The 15,680-nt window shown below is 65.8% G+C and carries 9 protein-coding genes, 1 tRNA gene and 1 pseudogene; 8 read left to right on the forward strand and 3 right to left on the reverse strand.

Features of this window, described 5'->3' with window-relative positions; translation table 11 throughout:
• Positions 1-46 precede the first annotated feature (46 nt).
• The 3 genes and pseudogenes from QP181_RS12180 to QP181_RS12190 all read left to right on the forward strand — a co-directional run bounded on the left by QP181_RS12180 (position 47) and on the right by QP181_RS12190 (position 5,721).
• Positions 47-1,003 carry an isopenicillin N synthase family dioxygenase gene (locus QP181_RS12180; protein ID WP_333928672.1) on the forward strand — a complete coding sequence of 319 codons (957 nt, stop codon included), beginning with the start codon at positions 47-49 and terminating at the stop codon, positions 1,001-1,003.
• A 308-nt stretch (positions 1,004-1,311) separates the two neighbouring features.
• A pseudogene (gene polA, locus QP181_RS12185) lies at positions 1,312-4,085 on the forward strand (DNA polymerase I).
• Between the two features lie 118 nt (positions 4,086-4,203).
• Entirely contained in the window at positions 4,204-5,721 is a 1,518-nt protein-coding gene (locus tag QP181_RS12190; protein ID WP_333928673.1) for a lipopolysaccharide biosynthesis protein, read from the forward strand.
• On the opposite strand, the gene QP181_RS12195 is transcribed toward QP181_RS12190, so the two are convergent.
• Together QP181_RS12195 and QP181_RS12200 are read right to left on the reverse strand one after the other, a co-directional pair.
• Positions 5,718-7,034, reverse strand: coding sequence for an Nramp family divalent metal transporter (locus tag QP181_RS12195; RefSeq protein ID WP_333928674.1), 1,317 nt, complete (start codon positions 7,032-7,034; stop codon positions 5,718-5,720). The two genes, QP181_RS12190 and QP181_RS12195, sit on opposite strands and share 4 nt — an antisense overlap.
• Before the next feature lie 265 nt (positions 7,035-7,299).
• Positions 7,300-7,923, reverse strand: coding sequence for a DNA-3-methyladenine glycosylase family protein (locus tag QP181_RS12200; protein WP_333928675.1), 624 nt, complete (start codon positions 7,921-7,923; stop codon positions 7,300-7,302).
• A 60-nt stretch (positions 7,924-7,983) separates the two neighbouring features.
• Between QP181_RS12200 and QP181_RS12205 the strand changes: the two genes are divergently transcribed.
• Positions 7,984-8,301: a 2Fe-2S iron-sulfur cluster-binding protein gene (locus tag QP181_RS12205; RefSeq protein ID WP_333928676.1), complete on the forward strand. Its 318-nt coding sequence runs from the start codon at positions 7,984-7,986 to the stop codon at positions 8,299-8,301.
• A 163-nt stretch (positions 8,302-8,464) separates the two neighbouring features.
• On the opposite strand, the gene rlmB is transcribed toward QP181_RS12205, so the two are convergent.
• Complete coding sequence (rlmB, locus tag QP181_RS12210; RefSeq protein WP_056055070.1) at positions 8,465-9,208, reverse strand: 23S rRNA (guanosine(2251)-2'-O)-methyltransferase RlmB; 744 nt, start codon at positions 9,206-9,208, stop codon at positions 8,465-8,467.
• Positions 9,209-9,369: 161 nt separating this feature from the next.
• On the opposite strand from rlmB, the gene QP181_RS12215 reads away from it, so the two are divergent.
• The 4 genes from QP181_RS12215 (at position 9,370) to glgC (ending at position 15,542) form a co-directional block, all read left to right on the forward strand.
• Positions 9,370-9,456, forward strand: a tRNA-Tyr gene (locus QP181_RS12215).
• A 185-nt stretch (positions 9,457-9,641) separates the two neighbouring features.
• Positions 9,642-12,038: a glycogen/starch/alpha-glucan phosphorylase gene (locus QP181_RS12220; RefSeq protein WP_333929624.1), complete on the forward strand. Its 2,397-nt coding sequence runs from the start codon at positions 9,642-9,644 to the stop codon at positions 12,036-12,038.
• Positions 12,035-14,197, forward strand: a complete 2,163-nt coding sequence (gene glgB, locus QP181_RS12225) for a 1,4-alpha-glucan branching protein GlgB (RefSeq protein WP_333928677.1) — start codon at positions 12,035-12,037, stop codon at positions 14,195-14,197. The genes QP181_RS12220 and glgB overlap by 4 nt, the downstream gene beginning before the upstream one ends.
• 85 nt (positions 14,198-14,282) lie before the next feature.
• Positions 14,283-15,542: a glucose-1-phosphate adenylyltransferase gene (gene glgC, locus QP181_RS12230; RefSeq protein ID WP_443027591.1), complete on the forward strand. Its 1,260-nt coding sequence runs from the start codon at positions 14,283-14,285 to the stop codon at positions 15,540-15,542.
• Positions 15,543-15,680 lie beyond the last annotated feature (138 nt).

Raw genomic sequence — 15,680 nt, forward strand, 5'->3', positions numbered from 1 at the left:
GCTCAATCCCCTATATCAGGCGTCCCCCAAACCGGACACGCACCCCATGCTCGATACGCCCGCCGCCCAGGTCCCGACGCTCAGCCTCGCCACGCAGGACACCGACCCCGATGGTTTCGCCGCCGCGTTCGGCGAATCCTTCGAGCGCTACGGCTTTGCGATCGTCGCCGATCACGGCATTCCCGCCGACCTGATCGAGCGCGCCTGGGCCGAGACCAAGCTCCTGTTCGACCTCCCCGAGGACGAGAAGCGCGGCTATCACATCCCCGGCGGCGGCGGCGCGCGCGGCTATACGCCGTTCAAGACCGAGATCGCCAAGGACGCCAAGGTCGTCGACCTCAAGGAATTCTGGCACGTCGGTCGCGAACTCCCCGAGGGTCATCGCTACGCGGACACGATGGCGCCGAACGTCTGGCCGACGCGCCCCGAGGGCTTCAAGCCGGTCTTCCTGGAACTGTTCGCCGCATTCGACCGCGCCGGCGACAAACTCCTGTCCGCGATCGCGCGCCACCTGAAGCTCAAGCCCGACTGGTTCGATCCGGCGGTGAAGGACGGCAACAGCATCCTTCGTTTGCTGCATTACCCGCCGATCCCAGCCGATGCCGAAGGCGTCCGCGCCGGCGCGCATGAGGATATCAACCTCATCACGCTGCTGCTCGGCGCCGAGGAAGCCGGCCTCGAACTGTTCGATCGCGCGAACGGTCGCTGGCTGTCGATCAAGCCGCCCGAGGGCGCGATGGTCGTCAACGTCGGCGACATGCTCCAGCGGCTGACCAACAACGTGCTGCCCTCGACCACGCACCGCGTCGTCAACCCGCCCCCCGAGCGCCGCGGCCACTCACGCTATTCGATGCCGTTCTTCCTCCACCCCGCGCCCGACTTCCTGATCGAGACGCTGCCTGGAACGATCACGCCGGATAACGCGAACCGCTATCCGAACCCGATCACCGCGCATGATTACCTGTACGAGCGGCTGGTCGAGATCGGGCTGATCAAGAAGTAGGCAGCATGTTTCCCCGCGAAGGCGGGGATCCAGACTGGGCTCCCGCCTTCGCGGGAGAACAAGGAAGCGCTGGCACTGACCACTGCACCACCCCGGCGAAGGCCGGGGCCCAGTTGGAAAGGTGGTCGTAACGACACGCACCGCTCTGTTATCGCCGTTTCCCAACTGGGCCCCGGCCTCCGCCGGGGTGGCGCATCTCTCGGGACCGCTAAAGCGCCCCCATCCCCCCACCGCTTTTCTCCCCACCTGATACCCAACAACCACGCTTCGCCCATTGGTCCGCGCCCCAGCATCCGCTAGACCGCGCGATGCCCCATCTCTATCTCGTCGACGGCTCCGGCTATATCTTCCGCGCCTATCACCGGCTGCCGCCGCTCACCAACAAGCATGGCGAGCCGGTCGGCGCGGTGTACGGCTATACGACGATGCTGTGGAAGCTCGCCGACGAGGTCCACGCGGCCGATGGCCCCACGCACATGGCGGTCATCCTCGACAAGTCGTCGAAGACTTTCCGCAACGATCTCTACGACAAGTACAAGGCGCAGCGTCCGCCGCCGCCCAAGGATCTCGTCCCCCAGTTCCCGATGATCCGCGACGCCACGCGCGCGTTCTCGCTGCCGTGCATCGAGACCGAGGGACTCGAAGCCGACGACATCATCGCCTGCTATTCGAAGGCTGCACTAGCCCAAGGCTGGGAAGTCACGATCGTGTCGTCCGACAAGGATCTGATGCAGCTGATCGAGCCCGGTCTCGACATGTACGACACGATGAACAACCGCCGGCTCGGCGCGGAGCATGTCGCGGAGAAATTCCACGGCGTCTCGCCTGCGCAGCTCGGCGACGTGCTCGCGCTGATGGGCGACAGCGTCGACAACGTCCCCGGCGTCCCCGGCGTCGGCCCGAAGACCGCGGCGAAGCTGATCCTAGAACACGGCGATCTCGAAGCCGTGCTCGCCGCCGCCGACGGCATGAAGAAGAGCAAGCTGCGCGACAACCTGATCGAGCATGCCGAGATGGCGCGGCTGTCGAAGGTGCTCGTCACGCTCAAATGCGACGTCGCGTTGCCCGAACCGCTCGAGGATCTCGAACTCAAGGGCATCCCCGACGCCCCCTTCGTGCGTTCCTCGAACATCACGGCTTCAAGTCGCTGATCGCGAAGCTTTCCGCGGTCGCCGAAGCCCCCGTCGCCGAACCGGCGAGCACAGCCGAGTTCGACGAGGACGAGCCCTGCAAGCACGACGACTACGAGACCGTCGTCGACGAAGCCGCACTCGATCGCTGGATCACCGTGGCGAAACACCAGGGCTGGATCGCAATCGACACCGAGACCACCGGCATCGACGCGACGCGCGCCGATCTCGTCGGGGTGAGCATGGCGCTGCATCCGAACCTCGCCTGCTACGTACCTATCGCGCATGGCGGGACGGATTTGCTCGCGGAAAACCCGGTCCAGCTCGATCGCGCGCTCGTGCTAGAGAAACTGAAGCCGTTGCTGGAGGATCCGAGCGTCCTGAAGATCGGCCACAACCTCAAATACGACATGATCGTCCTCGGCCGCGCCTACGCGTCCACCGGCGGCGTGACCATCGCGCCATTCGACGACACGATCGTGATGAGCTTCGATCTCGACGCCGGGCTGCACGGCCACGGCATGGATGAACTCGCGGCCACGCACCTTTCGCACAGCTGCATCGCGTTCAAGGACGTCGTCGGCACCGGCAAGACGCAACGGACCTTCAAGGAAATCGACCTGAAGGCCGCCACGCGCTACGCCGCCGAGGATGCCGACGTGACGCTCCGGCTCTGGCGCCGGTTCAAGCGCCGCCTGCCCGCGGAAGGCTCGACCCGCGTGTACGAGATGGTCGACCGCCCGCTCGTCCCCGTCATCGCGCAGATGGAGATGCACGGGATCAAGGTCGACGCCGCGAAACTGTCGAAGCTCTCGACCGAGTTCGCCGGCCAGATGGCGAGCCTGGAAACCGAGATCCACGCGCTCGCCGGCGCGCCGTTCACGATCGGCAGCCCCAAGCAACTGGGCGACGTGCTGTTCGAAAAGATGGGCATCAAGGGCGGCCGCAAAGGCAAGTCCGGCGTCTATTCGACCGACGTCAACGAACTCGAGCGGATCGCGGCGGACAAGGATTCGCCCGGCGCCGTGATCGCGCGGAAAGTGCTCGACTGGCGCCAGCTGTCGAAGCTGAAATCGACCTATACCGACGCGCTGCAGGCGCAGATCAACCCGGCGACCGGCCGCGTCCACACGTCCTACTCGCTGACCGGCGCGCAGACCGGCCGGCTGTCGTCAACCGATCCCAACCTGCAGAACATCCCGATCCGCACCGAGATCGGTCGCCAGATCCGCGACGCGTTCGTGGCCGAGCCCGGCAACGTCATCCTCGCCGCCGATTACTCGCAGATCGAACTACGTCTGGCCGCGCACATGGCGAACGTCCCCGCGTTGAAGGCCGCGTTCGCGAACGGCGACGACATCCACAGCCTCACCGCGCAGGAACTGTTCGGCGAGGTCAACCGCGACACCCGTGGCCGCGCGAAGACGATCAACTTCGCGATCCTCTACGGCATCTCGCGCTGGGGTCTCGCCGGTCGCCTCGACGTTTCGGCGGAAGAGGCTCAAGCGATGATCGACCGCTATTTCGACCGCTTCCCCGGCATCTCGAACTACATCGTCGAGACGACGGAGAGCGTGCGCGCGAGCGGCTACACCACCACGCTGTTCGGGAGAAAAACCCACTTCCCAAGGATTCGCTCGAAGATTCAGCACGAACGCCAAGGCGCCGAACGCGCCGCGATCAACGCCCCCATCCAGGGGACGAGCGCCGACATCATAAAGCGCGCGATGGTGCGGATGGGGCCGGCGTTGCTCGAAGCGGGTCTGCCCAATGTCCGCATGCTGCTTCAGGTCCACGACGAACTCGTGTTCGAATTGCCGGAAGGTGACGTGGAGGCAGCCAAGCCCGTGATCGAGCATGTCATGGCCAATGCGGCACTCCCCGCGGTCACCCTCGACGTGCCGCTGGGCATCGAGATCGGCACCGGCCTTAGCTGGGGAGCGGCACATTGAACGCGCGGGGCGGCAGCCGGCCATGTCCGGCTGACTCGCACCAGCGCGGCCGGCGGAGCGTTTGCTCCGACCGAGGACGCGGCTTTGTCGCGGCGCGATCCACGAATGGCGCAGCAGCGTGACCGAGGCCACGCAGGATATCGACACGCTCGCCAGAGGTGGTCGGACCAACATTGCCGGCTTCGTCCTCCGCCTCGCCGCGCGCATCCCGTTCCTGTTCATCGCCGGCCGCATCTACGGCCCTGACCTCGTCGGCCGCTTCGCCATCGCCGTCGTGGTGGTCGAACTCGCCGCACTTCTCGCGACGCTCGGGCTGAAGCGCGGCCTCGCCCAAGCGCTCAGCAGCGCCGACCGTCCGCATGCCAACGTTGTGTGGGACGCCATGGCCGTGGCGTTCGTCGCCTCCCTCATCGCCAGCGCAGTCCTCTGTACGTTCCCGCAGATCATGTATCCGAACAGCGCGATCACCGGGCTAGACCGGTTCCTGCCGCTGATCATCGTCGCGATCGCCTGGTCCGACGTCAGCCTCGCCGCGCTTGCGTACAGGCTGAACGTCAAGGCCGCCGTCACCGCCCGCGCGGTGGTCGAGCCCTGGACGATCTCGATCGCCGCCTGGGCATTCTCCTATTTCACGATCCGCGACGGCCTAGTCCTCAGCTACGTCGCGTCGATGACCGCGGCGCTGATCGCCAGCCTCGTGCCGTTCCTGCGCAGCTACGGCGTGCCGCGGGGTTGGAAACCCCAGCTCCGTCCATTGTACGCGCTCGCACGCGCCAACGTACCGCTGGCCGGCGCGGACATCCTCGAATGGGGCAGCCGCAACGTCGACCGCTTCATCCTCGGCGTGATGTTCGAGCCGAAGATCGTCGGCATCTATTACATGGCGCAGCAGGTCGCGAGCCTGCCGCAGAAACTGAAGACCAGCTTCGACCCGATCCTCGGCCCCGTCATCACCCACAGCCTCGCGATCAACGATCGTGCGGCGATCGCCAACCAGGTCCGCCAGGTCGCGTTCTGGATCATGGCCGCGCAAGGCGGACTCGCGCTCATGGGCTCGATTCCCGGCGAAGCGGTGATGGGCGTGGTCGGTCCGCAGTTCGTCGCCGGCACCGCCGCGCTCGCATTCCTGCTGACCGCCGAAGTGCTCGCCTCGACCGGCGCGGTCAGCGAATCCGCCCTCGTCTACATCGCCCGCCACCGGAACCTGATGATCTCGGCGGCAATGCTCGCGTTCCAGATCGGCCTGAGTTTCGCGTTGATCTTCGCGATCCGCAAGCTCGGCTACCCGGTCAATTACCAGGCGGCCGGCCCGGCGATCGCGCTGATGCTGTCGGTCGGGGTGACGTCGATCATCAAGTCGAAGCTGCTCGGGCACCTGCTCGGCGCCAACGTATCGCCGTGGCGCTGGCCGCTGATCTGGGCCGCGCTCGCCGCGATCGTGGTCGGTGGCGCGTTCACCGCGCTACCCAAGCGTTACGAATGGGTCGAGCTCGCGATCGGCGAACCCGCGATCGCGGCCACCTATCTCTACATCCTGTGGAAATACGCATTCGGCCCCGCGGACCGCGCGCTGTTCGCCAAGAAACCCAAGGCCGATGACGCCGCCCTGCCCAATGCTGGTGCGCCGGTCGCCTAGAGCATCCCGTAGAGCAGCGTGCCGTTCAGCCCGATGATCACCGCGGCGATCACCCAGGCGAGGATCTTCAGCCACGCCGGGCTGACCAGGTCGCCCATGATCGTGCGGTCGCCCGTGAACTTGACGAGCGGTACGACCGCGAACGGCAGCTGCAGGCTGAGCACGACCTGGCTGAGCACCAGCAGCTTTGTTGCGCCCGCATTGCCCGACGCACCGACCACGAACACCGCGGGGACGATCGCGAGCGCCCGTGTTACCAGCCGCCGCGCCCAGACCGGCATGCGCAGGTTGAGAAAGCCCTCCATCACGATCTGACCGGCGAGCGTGCCCGTCACTGTCGAGTTCTGTCCCGACGCGAGCAGCGCGACCGCGAACAACACGCTCGCCGCGCCCATCCCCAGCATCGGTGCGAGCAGTTGGTACGCCTGGTCGATCTCGGCGACGTCGGTGCGCCCTGCAACGTGGAAGGTCGCTGCCGCCAAAATCAGGATCGCCGCGTTGATGAAGAAGGCGAGTCCCAGCGCCACGGTGCCGTCGATCGTCGCCATCGTGATTGCGTCGCGCTTGCCCGCGGTGTCCTTGGCGAACGCTCGCGTCTGGACGATCGACGAGTGGAGGTACAGGTTATGCGGCATCACGGTCGCGCCGAGGATGCCGATCGCGATGTAGAGCATCGCCGGGTTGGTCACGATCTGCGTCGTCGGAACGAGCCCGCCGAGCACGCCCGCCCATTCGGGCCGCGCGAGGAACAGCTCGAAGACGAAACAGCCGGCGATGATCACCAGCAAGGCGACGACGAACGCCTCGAGCTTGCGGAACCCGAAGCGTTGCAGCGCGAGGATCAGGAACACGTCGAGCGCGGTGAGGATGACGCCGTAGACTAAAGGCAGGCCGAACAGCAGCTTCAGCGCGATCGCGGTGCCAAGCACTTCGGCAAGGTCGCAGGCGATGATCGCGATCTCGCACAGGAACCAGAGCGCGACCGAGACCGGCTTCGAATAATGCGCGCGACAGGCCTGCGCGAGGTCGAGCCCGGCGACGATGCCGAGGCGCGCGGAGAGGGCTTGCAGCACCATCGCCATCAGGTTCGACAGCAGCACGACCGACAGCAACGTGTAGCCGAATGCGGAGCCGCCGGCGATGTCGGTCGCCCAGTTGCCGGGGTCCATATAGCCGACCGCGACGAGATACCCCGGCCCGACGAACGCGAACAGCCGCCGCCAGAACGACGCGCCTTCGGGGACGACGACGGTACGGTGGCTCTCGGCGAGCGAGTTGGCAAAGTCGGACGCGGGGAGATTGGGGGCTGACATCGGGGGTGCTTTGCCGGAACGAGGAGGAGGGGACAAGCGTCTGCGTCTGAAGCTGCCAGAGCTGGCCTACCCCCGCCTCCCGTCCCCCCGCCAAATCCGTCACCCCAGCGAAAGCTGGGGTATTTCGGTTGGCGGGTGTCACGACTTGAACGGGGAGATCCCAGCTTTCGCTGGGATGACGGGCGGGGTGTGGTGGGGTGGGCGGGGTGGAACGCAAGGAATATATGGGAAGCGTCCCCCTTCCTTCCAGGGAGGGAGTAGGAGGTCAGATGACCTTCATGTCCGCCTGGTAATGATGCCACGCGAAGATCGCCGCCGCGCCGCGGTGCGGGCGCCAGGCTTCCGCCACTTCGCGCGTCAGTTTCTCGCTCGGTCGGGTTTCATGGCCTAGAATGCGTCCGACCTCGATCTGGATCGCGAGGTCGCCCGCCGGCCAGATGTCCAACCGCCCTTCCGCGAACAGCAAGTAGATCTCCGCCGACCAGCGACCGATCCCCTTCACGCGGACCAGTGCGGCGATCGCCTCCTCGTCGTCCTCGGGCAGGTTGGTCAGGTCGAGCTGGCCGCTCGTCACCTCGTCGGCGAGGCTGCGGGCATAGCCGAGCTTCTGGCGCGACAGTCCGGCGCTCTTCAGCAACTCGTCGCTGGCGGCGGCGATCTTCGCCGGATCGCCTGCGCCGCCGACCACCGCGTCGAGCTTGTTCCACACGGCCGCCGCCGAGGCGACGCTCACCTGCTGCCCAACGATCGTCCGCAACAACGTCGCGAAGCCGCGCTCGCTGATCCGGGGTGCGGGGTGGCCAGCATTGCCGATCGCGACCGCGAACGCCGGCTCGATTTCGCACAATGCCGCCATCGCGGTTTCAAGTTGCTCTGCGCTCAGGCCCATGATGCTTGATCCCTGGCTCGCGCAACGGCATGAACGCACGAAGATTTTTCGGAGAATGACATGCCCAAGCTTATCGTCGTGACGCGCGAAGGGGAAGAACGCGAGATCATCGGCGAGGCGGGGCTTTCGGTGATGGAAGTCATCCGCGACGCCGGGATCGACGAGATCCTGGCGCTGTGCGGCGGCTGTTGCTCGTGCGCCACCTGCCACGTCCATGTCGACCCGGACTTTGCGGGCAAACTGAAGCCGATGGGGCCGGACGAGGACGATCTGCTCGATTCGACGAGTGATCGGGATGAGTTTTCGCGACTGTCGTGCCAGATCGAACTGACCGAAGGACTCGATGGGCTGAAGGTGAAGATCGCAGCAGAGGACTAATTCCCCCCTCCCTCGCCCCTTCGGGGAGAGGGAGGGAGGAGCCGTAGGCGACGGAAGGGAGAGGGGCTGTTGGGATCCAAGTCCCGAGCCTCACTCCCCTCTCCCTTCCCACCGCAAGGGCGCCGGGCCCCTTCCCTCTCTCCGTAGGGGCGAGGGAGTAGTTTTACCGCGTCGTGATCGCGTACAACGCGATCGCCGCGGCGTTCGAGACGTTGAGGCTCTCCACCTTCTCCGAGATCGGCAGTTTCGCCAGCTCGTCGCAATGCTGCTCGGTGTTCTGGCGCATGCCCTCGCCCTCGGCGCCGAGCACGATCGCGATCCGCTGCGTGCCCATCGCTTCCGACAGCGTCTGCGTCGCGTGGCCCGTCAGCCCGATCCGCCAGAACCCCGCTGCCGCGATCTCTTCCAGAGCGCGCGCAAGGTTCACCACCCGGATCCAAGGCACCGACTCAAGCGCGCCCGAAGCCGCCCGCGCGATCGTCCCCGATTCCGGCGGCGCGTTGCGATCCGGCGTGATGATCCCCAGCGCATCGAATGCCGCCGCCGAGCGCAGGATCGCGCCGACATTGTGCGGATCGGTCACGCCGTCGAGGATCACCAGCGGGCGATTGTCGTCCTTGCCGTGCTCGAGCAGGTCGGCGAGCCACATGTCCTCGAGCGGCTCGACTTCGATCACCACGCCCTGGTGCGGCGCATCGCCCGGCACCAGCCGCGCCAGATCCATCGCCTCGGCATAGGTCACCGGCACGTCGGCCGGCAGGTCGAACCCGGCCAGCGCCTCGCGCGTGCCGAGGATTTTGCGCACCGTGCGCTCCGGATTGGCGAGCGCCGCCCCCACCGCGTGCTTGCCCCAGAAGCGGGGGCGGCCTGCCGGTGCCTTGCTCGGCCTGTGTCCCTTGCGTGCCATATTCGCTCTCTATCGTGTCTGTGTATGCCGCGTCCTTGTCGGCATTCCGCTCCCGCGGCAACTATGAACCACGAAACTTCGCAAAACCTGCGTTGACACACCGGGCGCGCTTCGCCATTGAGCCGCCTCGCTCGAAAGAGCGGCGCTTGCAAAAGCGGCCTGGACAGGTGGCCGAGTGGTTAAAGGCAGCAGACTGTAAATCTGCCGGAGTTTCTCCTACGTAGGTTCGAACCCTACCCTGTCCACCACCGCCCCAGGGCGGTGATGGATCATCCCAAATTCAAAGCATTGATCGGCAACATTCTTTTCCGTCACGGGAAGGAAGTCCGCGTGACATCGGCCCGCGGGAGGCTAGGATCGCCGCGACCGTAACGATTTCGGAAACCGCGTGACCTCAGATCCTGCCGTACAGCCGCCCGTTCAAGCACCCGTCATCCAGGATCTGGCCGACTCGATCCTCGACACGCTCGTCCACCGCATCGGCAAGGATGCGCAGGCCGCTCGCCCCCACGACTGGCTCGCCGCGACGATCCTGACCGTCCGCAACGACATCGTCGAACGCTGGATGGCGTCGACCAAGGCGGCGCACGCGGCCGGCGCCAAGCGCGTCTATTATCTCAGCCTCGAATTCCTGATCGGCCGACTGTTGCGCGACGCGGTGACCAACCTGCAGCGCAACGACGAAGTCACGCAGGCGCTGAAGCTCCACGGCGTCGACCTCGCCGAACTCGAAGAGATCGAGCCTGACGCTGCGCTGGGAAATGGCGGCCTCGGACGGCTGGCGGCGTGCTTCATGGAGAGCATGGCGAGCCTCGCGCTGCCCGCCTACGGCTACGGCATCCGCTACGTGAACGGCATGTTCCGCCAGCGGATCGACGATGGCTGGCAGGTCGAGATGCCCGAGAACTGGCTCGCGCACGGCAATCCGTGGGAGTTCGAACGCCGCGAGAGCGCGTATTTCGTAGGCTTCGGCGGTGAAGTGACCGCCGCCGACAACGGCCAGGTTCACTGGAGCCCATCCGAGGCGGTCGAGGCGACCGCCGTCGACACCCCCGTCGTCGGCTGGCGCGGCAAGCACGTCAACACGCTCCGCCTGTGGACCGCCCGCGCGTTCGATCCGATCAAGCTCGACCGCTTCAACGCCGGCGATTTCACCGGTGCGCTCGCCGACCAGTTGCGCGCGGAAACGCTCACCCGCGTCCTCTACCCCAACGACTCCACCGCCGCCGGCCAGGAACTCCGCCTTCGCCAGGAGTATTTCTTCTCGTCCGCGTCGATCCAGGACATCGTCCGCCGTCACATCCAGTATTTCGGCGACATCCGCACGCTGCCCGACAAGGCCGCGATCCAGCTCAACGACACGCACCCCGCGGTGTCGGTCGCCGAACTCATGCGGCTGCTGATCGACCATCACGAGTTCGCCTTCGACGAGGCGTGGAAAATCACGCGCGCCACCTTCGGCTATACCAACCACACGCTGTTGCCCGAGGCGTTGGAAAGCTGGCCGCTGCCGCTGTTCGAGCGCCTGCTCCCGCGGCACATGCAGATCGTCTACGCGATCAACGCCAAGCTTCTGCGGGAAGCGCGCGGCGCGGACGGCATCGACGACCGTGCGATCGCCGCGATCAGCCTGATCGACGAAGGCGGAGAGCGGCGCGTGCGGATGGCGAACCTCGCCTTTGCCGGCTCGCACAGCGTCAACGGTGTCGCCGCGCTGCATACGCAGCTGATGAAGAAGACGGTCTTCGCCGATCTCCACAAACTCTACCCGTTGCGGATCAACAACAAGACCAACGGCATCACGCCGCGTCGCTGGCTCCAGCAATGCAACCCCGGCCTGACCGCGCTGATCCGCGATGCGATCGGCGACGGCTTCCTCGACGATGCGGAAAAGCTCGTCGATCTGGATGTTTTCGCCGACGATTCCGGTTTCAGGGAGCGCTTTGCGAGCGTGAAGCGTTCGAACAAGGTGGCACTGGCTAATCATATCAAGGAGACGATGGGGCTCCGCGTCGACCCGGACGCGATGTTCGACGTCCAGATCAAGCGCATCCACGAGTATAAGCGCCAGCTGCTCAACATCATCGAGACGGTTGCGCTCTACGACCAGATCCGCAGCCATCCCGAGCGAGACTGGACGCCCCGCGTGAAGCTGTTCGCGGGCAAGGCGGCGTCGAGCTATCACAACGCGAAACTCGTCATCAAGCTGGCGAACGACGTCGCGCGCCGGATCAATGCCGACCCGTCGGTTGGTGGCCTGCTCAAGGTCGCGTTCCTGCCTAACTACAACGTGTCGCTGGCGGAGAAGATCATCCCCGCCGCCGATCTCAGCGAACAGATCTCGACCGCCGGCCTCGAGGCGTCGGGCACCGGCAACATGAAGTTCGCGATGAACGGCGCGCTGACGATCGGTACGCTCGATGGCGCGAATATCGAGATCAAGGACCGCGTCGGCGACGACAACATCTTCATCTTCGGCATGACCGCGGACGAGGTCGAGGCGAAGCGCGCCAACGGCTATGATCCGCGCAGCGTGATCGACGGCTCGAACGAACTCCGCCAGGCGGTCTCCGCGATCGCGTCCGGCGTGTTCTCGCCTGACGACAAGACGCGCTACGCCGGGCTGATGGGCGGGTTGTACGAGGGCGACTGGTTCATGCTCGCCGCCGATTTCGACAGCTATGCCACTGCGCAGCGCGCGGTCGACACGCGCTGGAACGACCGCGACGCGTGGGTCGCCTCGACCGTGCGCAACGTCGCGCGCGTCGGCTGGTTCTCGTCCGACCGCACGATCCGCGAATATGCGCGCGAGATCTGGACGGTAATGTGAAGCCACCCGAAGGTGCCATCGTTGCCCTGCTGGAAGGGCGTCACGACGATCCGTTCTCGCTGCTCGGCGTCCACAGCGGCCCGACCGGCGTGTTCGCACGCGTCTGGCTGCCCGGCGCAGACAAGGCCGAGGCGCATGCGCTCGACGGCACCGCGCTCGGCACGCTCCCCCGCATCGATGATCGCGGCCTGTTCGAGGGTCCGATCGACGGTACGCAACAACCGGTCAAATACCACGCCGAGGCGGGCGACACGTCTTGGTGGGTCACCGACCCCTACAGCTTCGGCCCGGTGCTCGGCCCGATCGACGACCTGCTGATGGCGGAAGGCACGCACCGCCGCCTCCACGACAAGATGGGCGCACACCTCATCGAGCACGAAGGCGCACACGGCGTCCACTTCGCGCTCTGGGCGCCCAATGCGCAGCGCGTCTCGGTGGTCGGCGACTTCAACGACTGGGACGGCCGCCGCCACGCGATGCGCAAGCGCGGCGACGTCGGCGTGTGGGAGATCTTCATCCCCGACATCGCCGAATACCGCGCGTACAAGTTCGAGATCGTCGGCCCCGACGGCCAGCTACAACCGCTCAAGGCCGACCCATTCGCGTTCGCGTCCGAACTCCGCCCCGCCAACGCCTCGATCACGCGGAAACTCGCGCACGACTGGGCCGACACCAATCATTGGAAACATTGGTCCTCGGTCGATCCGCGCCGCGTGCCGATCAGCATCTACGAAGTCCACGCCGGATCGTGGGACCGCGACGCCGACGGCTGGTTCCTCACCTGGGACGCGCTCGCCGACCGCCTGATCCCCTACGTCGTCGAGATGGGCTTCACGCACATCGAATTCCTGCCGATCAGCGAACACCCGTACGACCCGAGCTGGGGCTACCAGACCACCGGGCTCTACGCGCCGTCAGCCCGCTTCGGCGATGTGGAGGGCTTCGCGCGGTTCGTCGACGGCGCGCATCTCGCCGGGATCGGCGTACTGCTCGACTGGGTCCCCGCGCATTTCCCGACCGACGCGTTCGGCCTCGCGCATTTCGACGGCACCGCGCTGTACGAACACGAGGATCCGCGGCTCGGCTTCCACCCCGACTGGAACACTGCGATCTACAATTTCGGGCGGCGCGAGGTCGCGTCGTTCCTCGTCAACAACGCGCTGTTCTGGGCCGAGCGCTATCACATCGACGGGCTGCGCGTGGATGCGGTCGCGTCGATGCTGTACCGCGATTATTCGCGCAAGGCCGGCGAATGGATCCCCAACGAGCAGGGCGGCCGCGAGAATTGGGAGGCCGTCGCGTTCCTCCGCGACATGAACCGCGAGATCTACGGCCAGCACCCCGGCGTCTTCACGATCGCCGAGGAATCGACCTCATGGCCGGGCGTCTCCGCGCCCGTGGGCGACGACGGCAAGAGCGGCGGCTTGGGCTTCGGGTTCAAGTGGAACATGGGCTTCATGCACGACACGCTCCAATACATGGCGCGCGATCCGCTGCACCGGAAGCACCATCACGGCGAGATCAATTTCGGGCTCGTCTACGCGTTCAGCGAGAATTTCGTCCTGCCGCTCAGCCATGACGAGGTCGTCCACGGCAAGGGTTCGCTGCTGACCAAGATGCCCGGCGACGACTGGCAACAATTCGCCAATCTGCGCGCCTATTACACGTTCATGTGGGGCTATCCGGGCAAGAAGCTGCTGTTCATGGGCCAGGAATTCGCGCAGCGCCGCGAATGGTCCGAAGACCGCGCGCTTGACTGGGACCTGCGCAACGCGCGCAGCCACGAAGGCATCCGCAGCCTCGTCCGCGATCTCAACACCGTCTACCGCGAGAAACCCGCCCTCCACGCGCGCGACTGCGAGGCGGAAGGCTTCGAATGGCTGATCGCCGACGATGCCGCAAATTCGGTCTTCGCGTGGCTGCGCAAGGCCCCCGGGGCCAAGCCGGTCGCGATCATCGCCAACATGACGCCGATCGCCCGCGCGCCTTATCGCATCCCGTTGCCGCACGACGGCCGCTGGTGCGAGATCATCAACAGCGACGCGCATGAATATTGGGGCAGCGGGCTCGGCAATCTCGGCGGTGTCGTCGCGAAGGACGGCGCGGCCTGGGTGACCCTGCCGCCGCTCGCGACGATCATGCTCGAGTTCGAGGAGTAAGCTCGGACCCCGAAGACCGGAACCGGTTCGGGGTGACGAGACGTTGTACGAACGAACTGGAAACGAAGGCGGGAGAGACGACATGGTGGAACGGCGGGGACAGCCATTGGCGCGCGACGCGATGGCGTATGTGCTGGCCGGCGGCCGCGGCAGTCGCCTGATGGAGCTGACCGATACGCGCGCGAAACCCGCGGTGTATTTCGGCGGCAAGGCGCGCATCATCGATTTCGCGCTGTCCAACGCGATCAATTCCGGCATCCGACGGATCGGCGTCGCGACGCAGTACAAGGCGCATTCGCTGATCCGCCACCTCCAGAGTGGCTGGAACTTCCTGCGCTCGGAACGCAACGAGAGTTTCGATATTCTGCCCGCCTCGCAGCGGATCAGCGAGTTCCAGTGGTACGAGGGCACCGCCGACGCGGTCTACCAGAACATCGACATCATCGAGAGCCACGCGCCCGAATACATGGTCATTCTGGCGGGCGATCACATCTACAAGATGGATTACGAGCTGATCCTGCAACAGCATTGCGAGACCGGCGCGGACGTCACCATAGCCTGCCTCGAAGTGCCGCGGATGGAAGCGGTCGGCTTCGGCGTAATGGCCGTGGACGAGCACGACAACGTCACCGCGTTCGTCGAGAAGCCCGCCGATCCGCCCGCGATCCCCGGCAACCCGGACATCGCGTTGGCGTCGATGGGGATTTACGTCTTCACGACCAAATTGCTGTTCGACGAACTCCGTCGCGATGCCGAGACTCCCGGATCGTCGCGCGATTTCGGCAAGGACATCATCCCGTACCTCGTCAAGCACGGCAAGGCGGTCGCGCATCGCTTCTCCGACAGCTGCGTCCGCTCGGGGCTCGAGGTCGAGGCCTATTGGCGCGACGTCGGCACGGTCGATGCGTATTGGGAAGCGAATATCGACCTCACCGACGTCGTGCCAAAGCTCGACCTGTACGACCGCAGCTGGCCGCTCTGGACCTATTCCGAGGTCACGCCGCCCGCCAAGTTCGTCCACGCGGACGATGGTCGTCGCGGCGAAGCGGTGTCGAGCCTCGTATCGGGCGACTGCATCATCTCCGGCTCCTCGATCCACCGCAGCCTGATCTTCACCGGCACGCGCGCGCACAGCTACTCGATGCTCGATCAAGCGGTGATCCTTCCACACTGCGTCATCGGCCGCGGTGCGCGGTTGTCGAAAGTGGTCGTCGATCGCGGCGTGGAGATCCCCGACGGCCTGGTCGTAGGCGAAGACGCAGAATCCGACGCCCAACGCTTCCGCCGCACCGACAACGGCGTAGTGCTCGTAACCAAATCCATGATCGACCGGCTCACCGCGTGAAGGCGCCTACTGCAAATTCTCCCCGGCACGGGGAGGGGGACCATGCATCGCATGGTGGAGGGGGCTTCCACAAGCGGTACGGTGGCGGCGAGCCCCTCCACCATTCGCCAGTGGCGAACGGTCCCCCTCCCCGTGCCG

This window comes from Sphingomonas sp. LR55 (genome assembly GCF_036856015.1).
Lineage (GTDB): Bacteria > Pseudomonadota > Alphaproteobacteria > Sphingomonadales > Sphingomonadaceae > Sphingomonas.

Coding starts and splice junctions, on each gene's coding strand:
- QP181_RS12180 (WP_333928672.1), top strand. CDS start 47: ATGCTCGATACGCCCGCCGCCCAGGTCCCGACGCTCAGCCTCGCCACG.
- QP181_RS12200 (WP_333928675.1), bottom strand. CDS start 7,923: ATGGGCCTGAGCGCAGAGCAACTTGAAACCGCGATGGCGGCATTGTGC.
- rlmB (WP_056055070.1), bottom strand. CDS start 9,208: ATGGCACGCAAGGGACACAGGCCGAGCAAGGCACCGGCAGGCCGCCCC.
- QP181_RS12195 (WP_333928674.1), bottom strand. CDS start 7,034: ATGTCAGCCCCCAATCTCCCCGCGTCCGACTTTGCCAACTCGCTCGCC.
- QP181_RS12205 (WP_333928676.1), top strand. CDS start 7,984: ATGCCCAAGCTTATCGTCGTGACGCGCGAAGGGGAAGAACGCGAGATC.